Source organism: Rhizobium sp. SG_E_25_P2 (genome assembly GCF_029892285.1).
Lineage (GTDB): Bacteria > Pseudomonadota > Alphaproteobacteria > Rhizobiales > Rhizobiaceae > Rhizobium_E.
In genome coordinates this window covers 63,969-77,012 of sequence record NZ_JARXVM010000010.1, presented here as the reverse complement: position 1 = coordinate 77,012, position 13,044 = coordinate 63,969, and the positions used below count along the sequence as shown (strand labels likewise).

General features: G+C 61.6%; 14 protein-coding genes. 9 read left to right on the top strand and 5 right to left on the bottom strand.

The window, feature by feature from the left end; all coding sequences use genetic code 11:
• Positions 1–62: 62 nt before the first annotated feature.
• Together M2360_RS15035 and M2360_RS15030 are read right to left on the bottom strand one after the other, a co-directional pair.
• Positions 63–2,609 (bottom strand): ABC transporter permease, encoded by a 2,547-nt coding sequence (locus M2360_RS15035; RefSeq protein WP_280776074.1) that lies wholly within the window; start codon positions 2,607–2,609, stop codon positions 63–65.
• A gap of 5 nt (positions 2,610–2,614) precedes the next feature.
• Positions 2,615–3,295: an ABC transporter ATP-binding protein gene (locus M2360_RS15030; RefSeq protein ID WP_280776073.1), complete on the bottom strand. Its 681-nt coding sequence runs from the start codon at positions 3,293–3,295 to the stop codon at positions 2,615–2,617.
• Between the two features lie 75 nt (positions 3,296–3,370).
• Here M2360_RS15030 and M2360_RS15025 point away from each other — a divergent pair, with 75 nt between their 5' ends.
• The gene (locus tag M2360_RS15025) at positions 3,371–4,018 is read left to right on the top strand and encodes an arylesterase (protein WP_280776072.1); all 648 of its coding nucleotides are present in this window, start codon (positions 3,371–3,373) and stop codon (positions 4,016–4,018) included.
• Positions 4,019–4,116: 98 nt separating this feature from the next.
• Positions 4,117–4,695, top strand: coding sequence for an RNA 2',3'-cyclic phosphodiesterase (gene thpR, locus M2360_RS15020; RefSeq protein ID WP_280776071.1), 579 nt, complete (start codon positions 4,117–4,119; stop codon positions 4,693–4,695).
• Between the two features lie 7 nt (positions 4,696–4,702).
• Here the strand turns inward: thpR and M2360_RS15015 are convergent, their stop codons facing one another.
• Positions 4,703–5,194, bottom strand: coding sequence for a low molecular weight protein-tyrosine-phosphatase (locus M2360_RS15015; RefSeq protein WP_280776069.1), 492 nt, complete (start codon positions 5,192–5,194; stop codon positions 4,703–4,705).
• Between the two features lie 29 nt (positions 5,195–5,223).
• Here M2360_RS15015 and M2360_RS15010 point away from each other — a divergent pair, with 29 nt between their 5' ends.
• The 6 genes from M2360_RS15010 (at position 5,224) to M2360_RS14985 (ending at position 10,031) form a co-directional block, all read left to right on the top strand.
• Entirely contained in the window at positions 5,224–5,523 is a 300-nt protein-coding gene (locus tag M2360_RS15010) for a 4a-hydroxytetrahydrobiopterin dehydratase (protein ID WP_280776067.1), read from the top strand.
• A 51-nt stretch (positions 5,524–5,574) separates the two neighbouring features.
• Complete coding sequence (locus tag M2360_RS15005; RefSeq protein ID WP_280776065.1) at positions 5,575–5,970, top strand: YkvA family protein; 396 nt, start codon at positions 5,575–5,577, stop codon at positions 5,968–5,970.
• A 227-nt stretch (positions 5,971–6,197) separates the two neighbouring features.
• A complete protein-coding gene (locus M2360_RS15000; protein ID WP_280776063.1) occupies positions 6,198–6,707 on the top strand; it encodes an invasion associated locus B family protein in 510 nt (169 codons plus the stop codon).
• A gap of 211 nt (positions 6,708–6,918) precedes the next feature.
• Positions 6,919–8,148 (top strand): 23S rRNA (adenine(2503)-C(2))-methyltransferase RlmN, encoded by a 1,230-nt coding sequence (gene rlmN, locus M2360_RS14995; protein ID WP_280776203.1) that lies wholly within the window; start codon positions 6,919–6,921, stop codon positions 8,146–8,148.
• Between the two features lie 258 nt (positions 8,149–8,406).
• Positions 8,407–8,763 (top strand): YciI family protein, encoded by a 357-nt coding sequence (locus M2360_RS14990; RefSeq protein ID WP_280776062.1) that lies wholly within the window; start codon positions 8,407–8,409, stop codon positions 8,761–8,763.
• Positions 8,760–10,031 carry a DUF6596 domain-containing protein gene (locus M2360_RS14985; RefSeq protein WP_280776060.1) on the top strand — a complete coding sequence of 424 codons (1,272 nt, stop codon included), beginning with the start codon at positions 8,760–8,762 and terminating at the stop codon, positions 10,029–10,031. Before M2360_RS14990 ends, M2360_RS14985 begins: the two co-directional genes overlap by 4 nt.
• 9 nt (positions 10,032–10,040) lie before the next feature.
• On the opposite strand, the gene M2360_RS14980 is transcribed toward M2360_RS14985, so the two are convergent.
• Both M2360_RS14980 and M2360_RS14975 read right to left on the bottom strand, forming a co-directional pair.
• A complete protein-coding gene (locus M2360_RS14980) occupies positions 10,041–10,682 on the bottom strand; it encodes a LysE family translocator (RefSeq protein ID WP_280776202.1) in 642 nt (213 codons plus the stop codon).
• 11 nt (positions 10,683–10,693) lie between these two features.
• Positions 10,694–11,557 carry an SDR family NAD(P)-dependent oxidoreductase gene (locus tag M2360_RS14975; RefSeq protein ID WP_280776058.1) on the bottom strand — a complete coding sequence of 288 codons (864 nt, stop codon included), beginning with the start codon at positions 11,555–11,557 and terminating at the stop codon, positions 10,694–10,696.
• Between the two features lie 233 nt (positions 11,558–11,790).
• Here M2360_RS14975 and M2360_RS14970 point away from each other — a divergent pair, with 233 nt between their 5' ends.
• A complete protein-coding gene (locus M2360_RS14970) occupies positions 11,791–13,014 on the top strand; it encodes an argininosuccinate synthase (RefSeq protein ID WP_280776056.1) in 1,224 nt (407 codons plus the stop codon).
• The last annotated feature ends 30 nt before the right edge of the window (positions 13,015–13,044 follow it).

The window sequence follows — 13,044 nt, the reverse complement described above, 5'->3', positions numbered from 1 at the left end:
CAAATGCGCAAGCTTCTTCAACCCATGGTAAAGACCGGGCCGAAGACGCGGCGGAAAACCCATCAGAGCTCGCGCAGAACCGGCGCAGCCTTTTGTCCGAGAACACGCCAGGTGCCGAGAAATCCGGTTCCCGCCGTCACCACAAGCGCCACCGCCAGTGTCCAGAGCGCCGCACCTGGCAGGAAGCGGAACGGCAATTCCATGATCTCCGTCACCACATACCAGGATGCCGCGGAGGCCGCAGCAAGCGCAAACACTGACGCCGACAGGCCGAGCAGCGCATATTCGTAGAAATAGGCGCGCATCAGCATCGAGCGCCTGGCGCCGAGCGTCTTCAGCACCACCGCGTCATGGATGCGCGCCCGATTGCCGGCGGCGATCGCGCCGGACAGCACCAGCACGGAGACGACCAGTGCGATGGAGGCGGCCGCGCGCACGGCGGTGGCCAACTGGCCGACGAGATCGGAGGCGATATCCAGCGCATCCTTGACGCGGATCGAGGTGATGCCGGGATAGGCGTTGGTCACCGAGCGCATCACCGCCTGCTCAAGAGCGGGCGTGGCGGCATGGTCGGTCAAGGTCGCCAGCCAGGCATGCGGCGCGCCCTTGAAGGTGTTGGGCGAAAAGACCATGACGAAATTGATCGACATGGAGCGCCATTCCACCGCCCGGAAATTGGCGATCCTGGCGGTGATGTTGCGGCCCAGCACATTGACGGTGACGGTGTCGCCGATCTTCAGGCCGAGTTGATGACCCTCTTCGCTGGCGAAGGACACCAGCGGTTCGCCGCTATAGTCCTTGCCCCACCAGGCTCCCTCTTCGACCCGGGAATTTTCCGGCACAGTTTCGGCATAGGTGATGCCGCGGTCGCCCTGCAGCACCCAGCGCGCCTCTTGGGGCACATTGCGCTTCTGCACGTCTTCGCCGTTGAAGGCGAGAATGCGGCCGCGCAACATCGGCACGCTCCGCACGTCGCCACCCGGGGCGGCCGTTTTCACCACGCTCTTGAAGCCGTCGATATCGCGGTTCTGGATGTCGATGAAGAAGAAATTCGGCGCTTTCTCCGCCATCGCGCCGGCCATGCTGCCGCGCAGATTGCCTTCGATCAGCGCGAGCGCCGACAGCAACGTCAGGCCGAGCCCGAGCGACAGGATCACCGAGCCCGTCAATGCTCCGGGGCGGTGAATATTGCCGATCGCCAGCCGGAGCGCCGGCGAATGAACCTTGCGCACACGGCGGGCGAGGGCAGCAACACCGTAGGCAACGAGCCGCAACACGAGAAATGCGCCGGCAGTTGAGGCCACGAAGACGAAAGCAAGGAATCGCTGCTCCGCGGAAAACACCGCAAGCGCCGCGACCGCGAGAAACACAAGGCCCGTGGAGATGTAATAGCGCGCAGGCACGCGCCGCCAGCCGGTATCGCTCTGGCTGCGAAACAGTTCCGTCGCCCGCACCAGACGGCTACGGCCGAGCGGCAGCACGGAGAAGGCCAGCGTGATCAACAGACCGAACAAACCGGCGAGGCCCAGCGCGCGGGGATAGAACGTCACCCCCTCGGGAACGGGCATATAGTCCCTGAGAAAATATCCGGCCACGGGCGTGATCGCTGCCCCGACCGCCAACCCGCCGACAATGGCGAGTGTCGCGATCACCAGGATCTGGATCAGATAGACCATCACGATCAACCGCCCCGGCGCGCCCAGGCTCTTGAAACAGGCGATCACGCCGCGCTTGGCGTCGAGATAGGCGGTGACGGCGTTGGCGACGCCGACACCGCCGGCGGCGAGCGCCGCAAGGCCAACCAGCGTCAGGAATTCGGAAAAGCGCTCGATATTGTTGGACAGAGCGGGCGCGGCATTGCCTGCGCCGCGGATCGCCCAGCCGGCCTCGGGAAACTTCGCCTGCGCCTCGCGCCGGATTTCACCGACCCGCCGCGCGCCGTCCAGCAGTTTTACGCGGTAATTGTTGTCAACAAGGCTGCCGGTCTGCATCAGACCGCTTTTCGCCAGCGCCTCTCGGGCAATGAGCAGCCGCGGCGCCAGCGCGAATCCATCCGACAACTGATCCGGCTCGGATACGATTCGCCCGCGGATCTCCACGGTCATGTCGCCGATCAATACCCTGTCGCCGATCTTGCCGCCGAGCCGATCGAGCAGCATCGGTTGGGCCAGCGCGCCATAAACGCCGTCGCGCTGCGCGAGCAAATCACTGAGCGGCCGGTCGGGATCGGCGACGAATTTGCCATAGAGCGGATAGAGCCCGTCGATGGCCTTGAGTTCTGATAGCGTCTGCCGCGCCTTGTCCTCGCTGCGCACCATTGAGCGCATATTGGAGGCGACGGCGACCTGGCCAAGGCCATCGAGATAGGCGCGTTCCGCCGTGTTGGCCTCGCGTTGCTTGAGCTCGAAGCGGATGTCGCCGGCGAGAATTTCGCGTCCGCGTCCCTCAAGCGCCTCCGACATCGAGGCAGCGACGGAATTGACGCCGGCGATGGCAGCTGTGCCCAGGAGAATGCAGAGGATGAAGATCCGGAAGCCCTGGAGCCCGCCGCGCATTTCACGAATGGCGAAACGCCAGGCGAGCGCCCAGTCCTTAAGAAGCGATCCCATGCCCCTCATGCGGCCTGATCCAGGATCTGGCCGGAGCGGATGCGAATCTGCCGCTGGCATCGGGCCGCCAGCGACGGGTCATGCGTGACCAACAAGAGCGTCATGCCGCGCTCCGCTTGCTTGGCGAACAGCAGGTCGGCGATCTGCCGCCCGGTCTCCACGTCGAGATTGCCGGTCGGCTCATCAGCGATCAGCAGTTTCGGCGAAGGGGCGAGCGCTCGCGCTATGGCCACGCGCTGCTGCTCGCCGCCCGACAGCTGACCCGGATAATGGTGAAGACGCGCGCCAAGCCCAACCGCTTCCAGTTCGCGCTGGGCGATCGCGAAAGCGTCGCGGCTGCCGGCGAGTTCGAGAGGCACTGCGACATTCTCGATCGCGGTCATATTGGGAATGAGATGGAAGGACTGGAAAACGATGCCGATATTGCGGCCGCGAAAAGCGGCCAGGCGATCTTCGCTGGCCTTGTGCAGCGTTTCCCCGGCGATGATCAACTCGCCGGCGTCGAGGCTTTCGAGCCCGGCCAGCACCATCAGCAGCGTCGACTTGCCGGAGCCGGAAGGACCGGTAACGCCATTCGACGTGCCCGCTTCGATCCTGATGCTGAGATCCTTCAGCACATGCACCGCGCTCGCTCCCTCCCCTAAGGTCAAATCCGCGTTTTTCAGCTCGATGATGGTTTCAACCACGGGGCGCCGGTCCTATATCTTTTTCACGAGGCGTGAACCGCCTCTTTTTCCGCATTGCAAGGTAGGAGACGAGTGATGATATTTAAAGCCGCGTTCAAGACTTTGTTATCTCTCGTCGCGCTCTCCGCCATATCCTTGGGAATAACTACGACAGCGCGAGCTGAACCGATCAATCTGGTCGGCTTGGGGGATTCTCTGATGGCGGGCTACCAGTTGCCGCCCGATGAGGCTTTTCCGGCTCGACTGGAAAAAAGACTGCGGGAGAAAGGGTTTGACGTTACGATCGCCAATGCCGGCGTCTCGGGCGACACCACGGCCGACGGCCTCGCCAGGCTGGATTGGTCCATACCGGACGGGACCGACGGGGTGATCCTCGAACTCGGCGCAAACGACGCGCTGCGCGGTTTGCCGCCTGCGGAAACCCGCAAGAATCTCGACGCTATTCTTGCGCGCCTCAAGGAGCGCGACATTCCTGTTGTGATGATGGGCATGCTGGCGCCGCCTAATCTCGGCCAGGAATTCGCCGCCGCCTTCAATCCCATTTTTCCGGAGCTGGCCAAAAAATATAACGTGGCCCTTTACCCCTTCGTGCTCGATGGCGTCGCGCTCAATTCCGCGTTGCAGCTCGAAGATCGGATGCATCCCAACGCCAAGGGAACCGAAGTGATGGCGGACAAGTTTCTTGCCATTGGAGAAGCGTTTCTCAAAAGCCTCGGATCGTGAAATTTTTATGCGCTGCGGGATAAGCGGAAAAACATTAATTGCGCTGGCGGCCAATTAATGATTCGCTGGTGTCAGAGAAGCGAATCGAGGAGCTCGTCATGCCGAGATTGTTCACCGCCCTCGAAATCCCGCAAAGCGCAGCGTTGAGTCTGTCGCTATTGCGGGGTGGACTTCCAGGAGCACGCTGGATCGACAGGGAGAATTTTCATATCACCCTGCGCTTCATCGGCGATGTCGATCACAGAACCGCCGACGAACTCGTCAACGGTCTGGATCGTGTTCAACGCACCCAGTTCGATTTGTCGCTGGTCGGCGCCGGACTGTTCGGCTCCAAAAAACCTCATAGCATCTGGGCCGGCGTGCAGCCGTGCGCCGCGCTGAACGCCTTGCAGGCCGATATCGAGCGCGTGTGCCAAAGGATCGGGCTTGCGCCCGAACCGCGTAAATTCACGCCGCATGTCACGCTGGCGCGGCTGAAGAACGCACGGGTCGACGATGTCGTCCACTACATGAACGGGCGCGGCAATTTCTCCGCCGGGCCGTTCACCGTCACCCGTTTCGTCGTGATGTCCTCGCGCGATTCGGTCGGCGGCGGGCCTTATGTGGTCGAAGAGGCCTACCCGCTCGACATTCCCCGGCAGAAAGCGCCAGGGGCTACGCTGGAGATCAGACCCTAAGGCAGGGTCAAGTGGTCCCGCGGGTCTTGCTCGCGGGATAGAGAAAATCGAGTAGCTTGCCGCATCCTGCGTCCAGCATGTCGAAGACGTTTTGGAAGTCGCGATCATCGCCGTAATAGGGATCGGGAACGTCTCGTTGTTCACCGCTGACGAAATCCATGAACAGATGGATGTCGGCGCTCGAATCATGCGGCGCGGCGCTGACGATGTCGCGCAGATTGGCGCGGTCCATGGCAAAGATCATGTCGAAACCGTTGAAATCATCGGGCTTGAGCTTTCGCGCCCGGAGTTTGGCAATGTCGACGCCATGCCTACGCCCGACGGCGATCGAGCGGTTATCCGGGCCCTCGCCTTGATGCCAGCCGCCGGTTCCGGCAGAATCGGTTGCAACAAGACGGGACAAGCCGCGTAGATTGGCTTGATGCCGGAGAATGCCTTCCGCAAGCGGGGAACGGCAAATATTGCCGAGACAGACAAAGAGGATCTTGCGATGGTCCATGATCTCTGGATGCGCTGAGGAGACAACAGATGGCTCGTGATAGACTTACACCTAGCGAGATCGAACAAGCTCTACAAGGACTTGACGGCTGGACGCTGTCGGAATCCGGGGATGCGATATCAAGGCGGTTCCGCTTCGCCGACTTCGCCTCCGCCTTCGGTTTCATGGCCGAATGCGCCATTTACGCCGAAAAAATTGATCATCACCCGGAATGGAGCAATGTCTATCGCAATGTCGATGTCAGCCTCACGACCCATTCCGCCAAGGGGCTGACCGAACTCGACGTCAATTTGGCGCGCTACATGAACAAGGTTCAGGGACGGCATTGAACCGTGGAACTTCTCCCCCATATCAACGGTTGAAAGGGTCGAGGATCTGCCATGGACGACATCAAAATCGGTGAAATCTTGCTGCCTGGAGAAGAGGTGGACACCAAGAAGCGTGAAGCCAATGTGCGCAGGCGCTTTTGGCCCGTGCTCAAAAAGGCGTTTTCACGACTGCCTTTCGCGCGCGACGTCGTCGCGGGCTATTATTGCGCCATCGATCCAACCACGCCCAAGCGCGTCAAGGCTATCCTGCTGGCGGCGCTGGCCTATTTCATCCTGCCATTCGACGCTATTCCCGATCTGTTGGCGGTCGTCGGCTTCAGTGACGACATTGCGGTCCTCGCCGCAGCAATCGCCGCAGTGCGCAGTTCCCTGAAGCCAGACCATTTTGTGCAGGCGGACGCCGCACTCAGCCAGGAAAATCTCGCGCCTTCCGAACATAAAGCATGAGCGTAGCGCCTGAGGCGCCCCATTCTTGCCCAATTCCTGCTCTCAGTCGCGAGAGGCGGGTCGCAGTTCGGCTCGCATTGAAACTCTGAGCACGACATCGCGCCCTTGGCGCCTTCTGTTCCGGTTCGCGACGATCGTTGAGAGTTTGGTAACCTGAATAAAGGCATAATGACCGCAAAGAAGGTGCGTTCCGTCGCGCCGGTCCCTGAGTCTATCGGAAGGAAATCATGTTTGCGAAAACACTGACTGCCGCCCTTCTGGCCGTCACGGCCATCGCCACGTCCGCTTACGCCCAGGCGCCGACGCGCATTGAGCAATTCAAGGCGTGGGGGGCCTATTTTTATCAGGGCGGCAGCGGCAAGGTTTGCTACGTGCTGACCGTGCCCGATCCCAAGCAACTGACGCCCGCCAATGTCGATCACGGCGATATTTTCTTCCTGGTCACGCAGCGACCTGGGCAGAATATCTCCTATGAGCCGCAGGCGATGCTCGGCTATGAATTGCAGGCCGGCTCCAAGGTCAATGTGCAGATCGACGACAAGTCCTTCACCATGTTCACCAAGGGCAAATCCGCCTGGCTGGAGAACGCCGCCGAAGAACCGGCGCTCGTTCAGGCCATGCGCTCCGGCAAGTCCATGACCATGGGCGCCGTCTCCCGCAAGGGCACCAAAACGGGATATGTCTTCTCGCTCGCCGGCATCTCGGCGGCGCTGAAAAAGATTGAAAACTGCCAGTAAGGCGGTTCGACAAGGTTAGGTAAAGGCCGGTCGCCATGCGTCCGGCCTTTACCATTTCAGCGCGTTCGCTGTCCCAGAGCGCTGGATGGGGTGACTTGGCCGGCATTCCGTGATATGGCGCTCGCAAAAGGCCCTATATCAGGGCATGGCCACGCCGCGATCCCGTCATTGACGGCGCCAGGCGGGCCGCTCAGGGAATTCTGCCATGGATATGATGACCACCGTGAGCCCCTCGGCTCCGACCACTGTATTGCCGGACGCGCTGTCGTTCGAAAACCGTCCGTCATTGATCGGCTTGTCGCGCGAGGAGATGGCCGAGGCGCTGGTGGCGAAAGGCGTCACCGAGCGCCAGGTCAAAATGCGCGTGCAACAGGTCTGGCACTGGCTTTACATCCGCGGCATTTCCGACTTCGATCATATGCTCAATGTGTCGAAGGATCTACGCCAGCTTCTGAAGACGCATTTCACCATTGCCCGACCCGAGATCGTCGAAGAGCAGATCTCTAATGACGGCACGCGCAAATGGCTGTTGCGGTTCCCGCCGCGCGGCGCGGGACGCCCGGTCGAGGTGGAGACCGTCTATATTCCCGAAGAAGGCCGCGGGACGCTCTGCGTCTCCTCGCAGGTCGGCTGTTCGCTGACTTGCGATTTCTGTCACACCGGCACGCAACGCCTGGTGCGCAACCTCACCTCCGAGGAAATCATCTCCCAGCTTCTGCTCGCCCGCGACCGGCTGGGTGATTTCCCCGACCGCGAAGCGCTGCAGGGCGCCATGGTCCCCGCCGAAGGCCGCAAAGTCACCAATGTCGTGATGATGGGCATGGGCGAACCGCTATACAACTTTGAAAATGTGAAACGCGCGCTGCTGATCGCGTCGGACGGCGACGGCCTGTCTCTCTCCAAGCGCCGCATCACGCTGTCGACCTCCGGCGTCGTGCCGGAAATCTATCGCACCGGCTCCGAGACCGGCGTCATGCTGGCGATTTCGCTGCACGCCACCAATGACGAACTACGCGACAGGCTGGTGCCGATCAACAAGAAATATCCGCTGAAAGAACTGATGGAAGCCTGCCGCGCCTATCCGGGTCTCTCCAACGCGCGGCGCATCACCTTCGAATATGTGATGCTGAAGGGCGTCAACGACAGCCTTGCCGACGCCAAGAACCTGATCAAGCTGCTTAAGGGCGTGCCGGCCAAGATCAATCTCATACCCTTCAATCCCTGGCCGGGTTCGAAATATGAATGTTCCGACTGGGAGACGATCGAGGCTTTCGCCGATTTCATCAACCAGGCAGGCTATGCAAGCCCGATCCGCACCCCGCGCGGCCGCGACATCCTCGCCGCCTGCGGCCAGCTGAAGTCGGAATCCGAGCGCATGCGCAAGACCGAGCGCCTCGCCTTCGAAGCGATGATGATCGCCAATCACGGCGAAGACGACTGACAAGATCTACAGTCAGCCGAAAAATTCGACGCGATCCGGAAACGGGTCGCGTTTCTTATTTTGGCATGCGCCCTTTTCTTTTTTCCGTGATTTTACGATGCTGGATCTGCGAAACGAGACCCTTCTTCGGCGTTCAGGCCGGCGCCCGCAAATAGTCAAAAAATTTTCCGGGACCATGTCGATCCGCAAAAGTCTGTTCGTCCTTGTCTCGCCGCATGATGATCGCGCCGCGGCCGCGACGGAAAACAGGAGATCCACATGAAATATATCGCGCTGATCTACACCAATCCGGAAACCGACGAGCGTCCCAACACGCCTGAATTTGGAAAGATTATGGCCGGATACGACGCCTGCAACAAGGCCTATGCCGAGGCGGGTGTCTATGTCAGCGGCGACGCCCTGCAGCCGCCGATGACGGCGACGACGGTGCGCGTGCGTGGCGGCAAGACCGAAACCATGGACGGCCCCTTTGCCGAAACCAAGGAACAGCTCGGCGGCTTCTACATTCTCGACTGCAAGGATCTCGACGAAGCGGTGAAATTCGCCGCGATGATCCCGCATGCCGCGAGCGGCGCGGTTGAAGTCCGACCACTGATGATTTTCGACGCGGGATGACGGCCGGGGCGCAAGACGCTGATAAGGACGACGTCGCTTCCGCGCTCGACGCGGTGATGCGTCGGGATGGCGGTCGCCTTCTGTCGGGCCTCGTCAGCGTCTTGCGAAACTTCCAGCTGGCCGAAGACAGCCTGCAGGACGCGGTCGAAGCCGCGCTCCTGCATTGGCGACGGGTCGGCCTTCCCCATTCGCCCACCGGCTGGCTGATGCGCGCTGCGCGGCGAAAGGCGCTTGACCGCCTGCGTCGCGCCCAGAATTTCAACCGCAAATCGCCCGACATCGGGCGGCTCTACGACATGCTCGCCGAACCCCGTACCGAGGAGGAAGAGGAGCGAGATTTCTTCCGCGACGAAAGGCTGGCGCTGATCTTCACCTGCTGCCATCCCGCCCTCGACCGGAAAACCAGCGTGGCGCTGACCCTCAGATCGATCTGCGGCCTGAAGACGGAGGAAGTGGCCGACGCCTTTCTCGACACAACCGACGCCATGGCGCAAAGACTGGTCCGCGCCCGCCACAAGATCGCCAAGGCCGGCATCGCCTATCAGGTTCCCGGACCTGAGGACTGGCGTGAACGGCTGGAGAATGTGCTGGCCGTCGTCTATCTGATGTTCAACGAGGGCTACGCCTCTTCCGGCGAGCATCTGCTGCGCGCCGATCTCTGCGCGGAGGCGATCCGGATCGCCCGGCTTCTGACGACGCTGGCGCCGGATGAAAGCGAGGTCGAGGGCCTCCTCGCTCTGATGCTGCTGCATCACGCCCGCCGCGACGCCCGGCTGTCTGCGGATGGATCGCTTGCCACGCTGGAACATCAGGATCGGCGGCTCTGGCGCCTGGACGAAATCACCGAGGGCCAGCGCGTGATCGAAGAGGCGCTGAAGCGGGGAACACCGGGGCCTTACCAGTTGCAGGCGGCGATCGCGGCCTTGCATGCGGAAGCGCCGAGCTTCGCCGAGACCGACTGGCCGCAAATTCTGGCGCTCTACGACATTTTGGCAGGCCGCTTCAGCAATCCGATCTTCGAACTCAATCGCATTGTCGCGCTTTCCTTCGCAAAAAGCCCCGAACAGGCGCTCGCGGCTCTGGAGCCGTTGGGGCGGCTGCTCGGCGGCTATCAGCCGTTTCACGCCGCCCATGCGGATCTCCTAATGCGGACGGGTAAACTATCGGAATCGGCGCTCGCCTTTTCCATCGCCCGCGATCTATCGCAGAACGCCGCTGAACGCGACTTTCTCGAAGGCCGACTCCAGGACTGCCGGAAACGGGTCTGAACCCTCGTCTCAGCGCGCCTGGGTCATGAAGATCTTGACGGCGAACAGTGAAAAGACGCCGGCGAAGGTGTAATCGATGCCGCGCAAGACCTTGCGATTGGCGGCCAGCCAGCCGGCCAGCTTTTCAGCCGTCAGCACGATGATCAGGTTCACAGGCATGCCGACCAGGATGAACCAAAAGCCGAGAAAGATCAGCTTGCCGGTGACATGCGGATCGTTTGCGGTGACGAATTGCGGCAGGAAGGTCATGAAGAAGATGATGACCTTGGGATTCATGAGGTTGACCATGAAGCCCGACAGGAAATTGGCGAGACCCGATTTGGCGGGCCCCTCGGCCTTCTTGACCGACAGGCTGGAGCCATGCCGGATCGCCTGGAAGGCCAGCCACACCAGATAACCGGCCCCGCCCGTCTTCAGGATCAGGAAGGCGGTCGGCGACGCAACGATCAGCGCCGAGACGCCGAAGGCCACCAGCAGCGTATGAATGACGATGCCGCTCGAAGTGCCCAGCACCACCATGATCCCGCCCGCCTTGCCGTCCGACAGCGCCCGGCTGATCGAGATCGTCATGTCGGGCCCTGGCGTAATCGCCAGCACCCAGCACATGCCGGTGAAGGTCAGGAGCGTGGCGAGGCTGGGCAGGAACTCCATCATGGCAGGGATCACTCTCCGGCGAGAAACGCCTTGAACTTGTCGGCATAATCGGGATGCCAGCGGCTGAGCGGCGGGCGGTTGTCGATGATGTCATGCGCGGCCCAGAAGATGCGCTTTTCATCAAGTTCGCGCGGCACATCATTGTCGGGGCAGAGAATATAGAAATCGCCGCGCGTCAAGCTGTCCATCATGAAATCGACGGTCTGTTCGGGCGTCCAGGCGGCGGCGGGTTTTTCGCTGCGGCCATTGGCCGTCAGGCTGGTGAAGACGAAGCCCGGAATGAGAAGATGGGCTGAAAGCGCGCCGCCCTCGACATTGCGGAGTTCATGCGCGAGCGCCTCGGTGAAAGCCTTCACCCCGGCTTTGGCGGTGTTGTAGGCGGGATCGCCCGGCGGCGTGGTGATGCCCTGCTTGGAGCCGGTGTTGATGATCAGCCCGGCTTCGCCATGCGCCAGCATTTTCCGGACGAAGACGCGGCTGCCATGGATCACGCCCCAGAGATTCACGTGGAACACTTTTTCCCAATTCTCTATCGGGCCGAACAGCGCGCTGCCAGGCTGGATGCCGGCATTGTTCATGACCACATGCACCTTGCCGAAGCGGGCTTCCGCATCTTCCGACAGGATCTCGATCTCGGGCAGACTCGACACATCGGTGGGGATCGCCGCCACCGCGTCCTGGCCGCGCGGCGAGACGGCGATCACCGCCTTTTCCGCCTCGACCAAACGGTCGCCGCCGAGATCGGCCAGCACGACATTCATGTCGAGCTCGGCGAAACGCTTGGCGGCTGCAAGCCCGATGCCCGAAGCGGCGCCGGTGACGACGGCGGTGGCGCCGGATTTGAAGACGGGGTGAAGCGCGATGTCGCTCATGAAGGGCCTCCCTTGGCTTGTCCTTGCGCAGAACCCGGATAATGACTGGGGCTCGCGCCTGTTCCCTTTTTCGTAACGCAAAGCGGCGCCAGCCGCCACCCGTCCTTCCATCCCGGCGGTTTTGTTCGATTTTCGCCGCGTCTGAGCCCACTCGCCGCCGCCCCCGGGCTTGAAACTGCCGCCAATAGGGCTAAAAGACCCCCGATATCTCGAACCCCTGATGGATTTTTGCCATGGCGCTTCCCAAAGACGTGAAGAAAGTCGTTCTCGCCTATTCCGGCGGCCTCGACACCTCGATCATCCTGAAATGGCTGCAGACCGAACTCGGCGCCGAAGTCGTGACCTTCACCGCCGATCTCGGCCAGGGCGAAGAGCTGGAGCCGGCCCGCAAGAAGGCCGAGATGCTGGGCATCAAGGAAATCTTCATCGAGGATGTGCGCGAAGAATTCGTCCGCGACTTCGTCTTCCCGATGTTCCGCGCCAATGCCGTCTATGAAGGCGTCTATCTGCTCGGCACCTCGATCGCCCGCCCGCTGATCTCCAAGCATCTGATCGACATCGCCAAGAAGACCGGCGCCGACGCCATCGCCCATGGCGCGACCGGCAAGGGCAACGACCAGGTCCGCTTCGAACTCTCCGCCTATGCGCTGAACCCCGACATCAAGATCATCGCGCCCTGGCGCGACTGGTCGTTCAAGAGCCGCACGGATCTGCTGCAATTTGCCGAGGAACATCAGATCCCGGTGGCCAAGGACAAGAAGGGCGAAGCCCCTTTCTCCGTCGACGCCAACCTGCTGCACTCCTCCTCCGAAGGCAAGGTTCTCGAAGATCCGAGCCAGGAAGCTCCCGAATATGTGCATATGCGCACCATTTCGCCGGAAGCCGCGCCCGACAAGGCCACGATCATCAAGATCGGCTTCCGCAAGGGTGACGCCTGCTCGATCAACGGCGTGGAAATGAGCCCGGCGACGCTGCTGGCCGAGCTGAACAGCTACGGCCGCGACAACGGCATCGGCCGTCTTGATCTGGTCGAAAACCGCTTCGTCGGCATGAAGAGCCGCGGCGTCTATGAAACGCCAGGCGGCACGATCTTGCTCGCGGCGCATCGCGCCATCGAATCGATCACGCTCGACCGCGGCGCGGCCCATCTCAAGGACGAGATCATGCCGCGTTACGCCGAACTGATCTATTACGGCTTCTGGTTCTCGCCCGAGCGCGAAATGCTGCAGGCGCTGATCGACAAGAGCCAGGAGCATGTCGAAGGCGAAGTGACGCTCAAGCTCTACAAGGGCAATGTGATGGTCATCGGCCGCGAAAGCGACAAGTCGCTCTATTCCGACCAGCTCGTCACCTTCGAAGACGACCAGGGCGCTTACGACCAGAAGGACGCCGCCGGCTTCATCAAGCTCAACGCGCTGCGCCTGCGCACGCTCGGCAAGCGCAACCTCAAGGGCTAAGCCCTGTTTCACGTGAGTCATAAACGCCCC

Bases quoted from the DNA above. Each gene is read 5' to 3' on its own strand.
- M2360_RS15000 (WP_280776063.1), top strand. From the start codon at position 6,198: ATGTTTGCGAAAACACTGACTGCCGCCCTTCTGGCCGTCACGGCCATC.
- M2360_RS14980 (WP_280776202.1), bottom strand. From the start codon at position 10,682: ATGGAGTTCCTGCCCAGCCTCGCCACGCTCCTGACCTTCACCGGCATG.
- M2360_RS15025 (WP_280776072.1), top strand. From the start codon at position 3,371: ATGATATTTAAAGCCGCGTTCAAGACTTTGTTATCTCTCGTCGCGCTC.
- thpR (WP_280776071.1), top strand. From the start codon at position 4,117: ATGCCGAGATTGTTCACCGCCCTCGAAATCCCGCAAAGCGCAGCGTTG.
- M2360_RS15005 (WP_280776065.1), top strand. From the start codon at position 5,575: ATGGACGACATCAAAATCGGTGAAATCTTGCTGCCTGGAGAAGAGGTG.
- M2360_RS14990 (WP_280776062.1), top strand. From the start codon at position 8,407: ATGAAATATATCGCGCTGATCTACACCAATCCGGAAACCGACGAGCGT.
- M2360_RS14985 (WP_280776060.1), top strand. From the start codon at position 8,760: ATGACGGCCGGGGCGCAAGACGCTGATAAGGACGACGTCGCTTCCGCG.
- M2360_RS15035 (WP_280776074.1), bottom strand. From the start codon at position 2,609: ATGGGATCGCTTCTTAAGGACTGGGCGCTCGCCTGGCGTTTCGCCATT.
- M2360_RS14970 (WP_280776056.1), top strand. From the start codon at position 11,791: ATGGCGCTTCCCAAAGACGTGAAGAAAGTCGTTCTCGCCTATTCCGGC.
- M2360_RS14975 (WP_280776058.1), bottom strand. From the start codon at position 11,557: ATGAGCGACATCGCGCTTCACCCCGTCTTCAAATCCGGCGCCACCGCC.
- M2360_RS15015 (WP_280776069.1), bottom strand. From the start codon at position 5,194: ATGGACCATCGCAAGATCCTCTTTGTCTGTCTCGGCAATATTTGCCGT.
- M2360_RS15010 (WP_280776067.1), top strand. From the start codon at position 5,224: ATGGCTCGTGATAGACTTACACCTAGCGAGATCGAACAAGCTCTACAA.
- rlmN (WP_280776203.1), top strand. From the start codon at position 6,919: ATGATGACCACCGTGAGCCCCTCGGCTCCGACCACTGTATTGCCGGAC.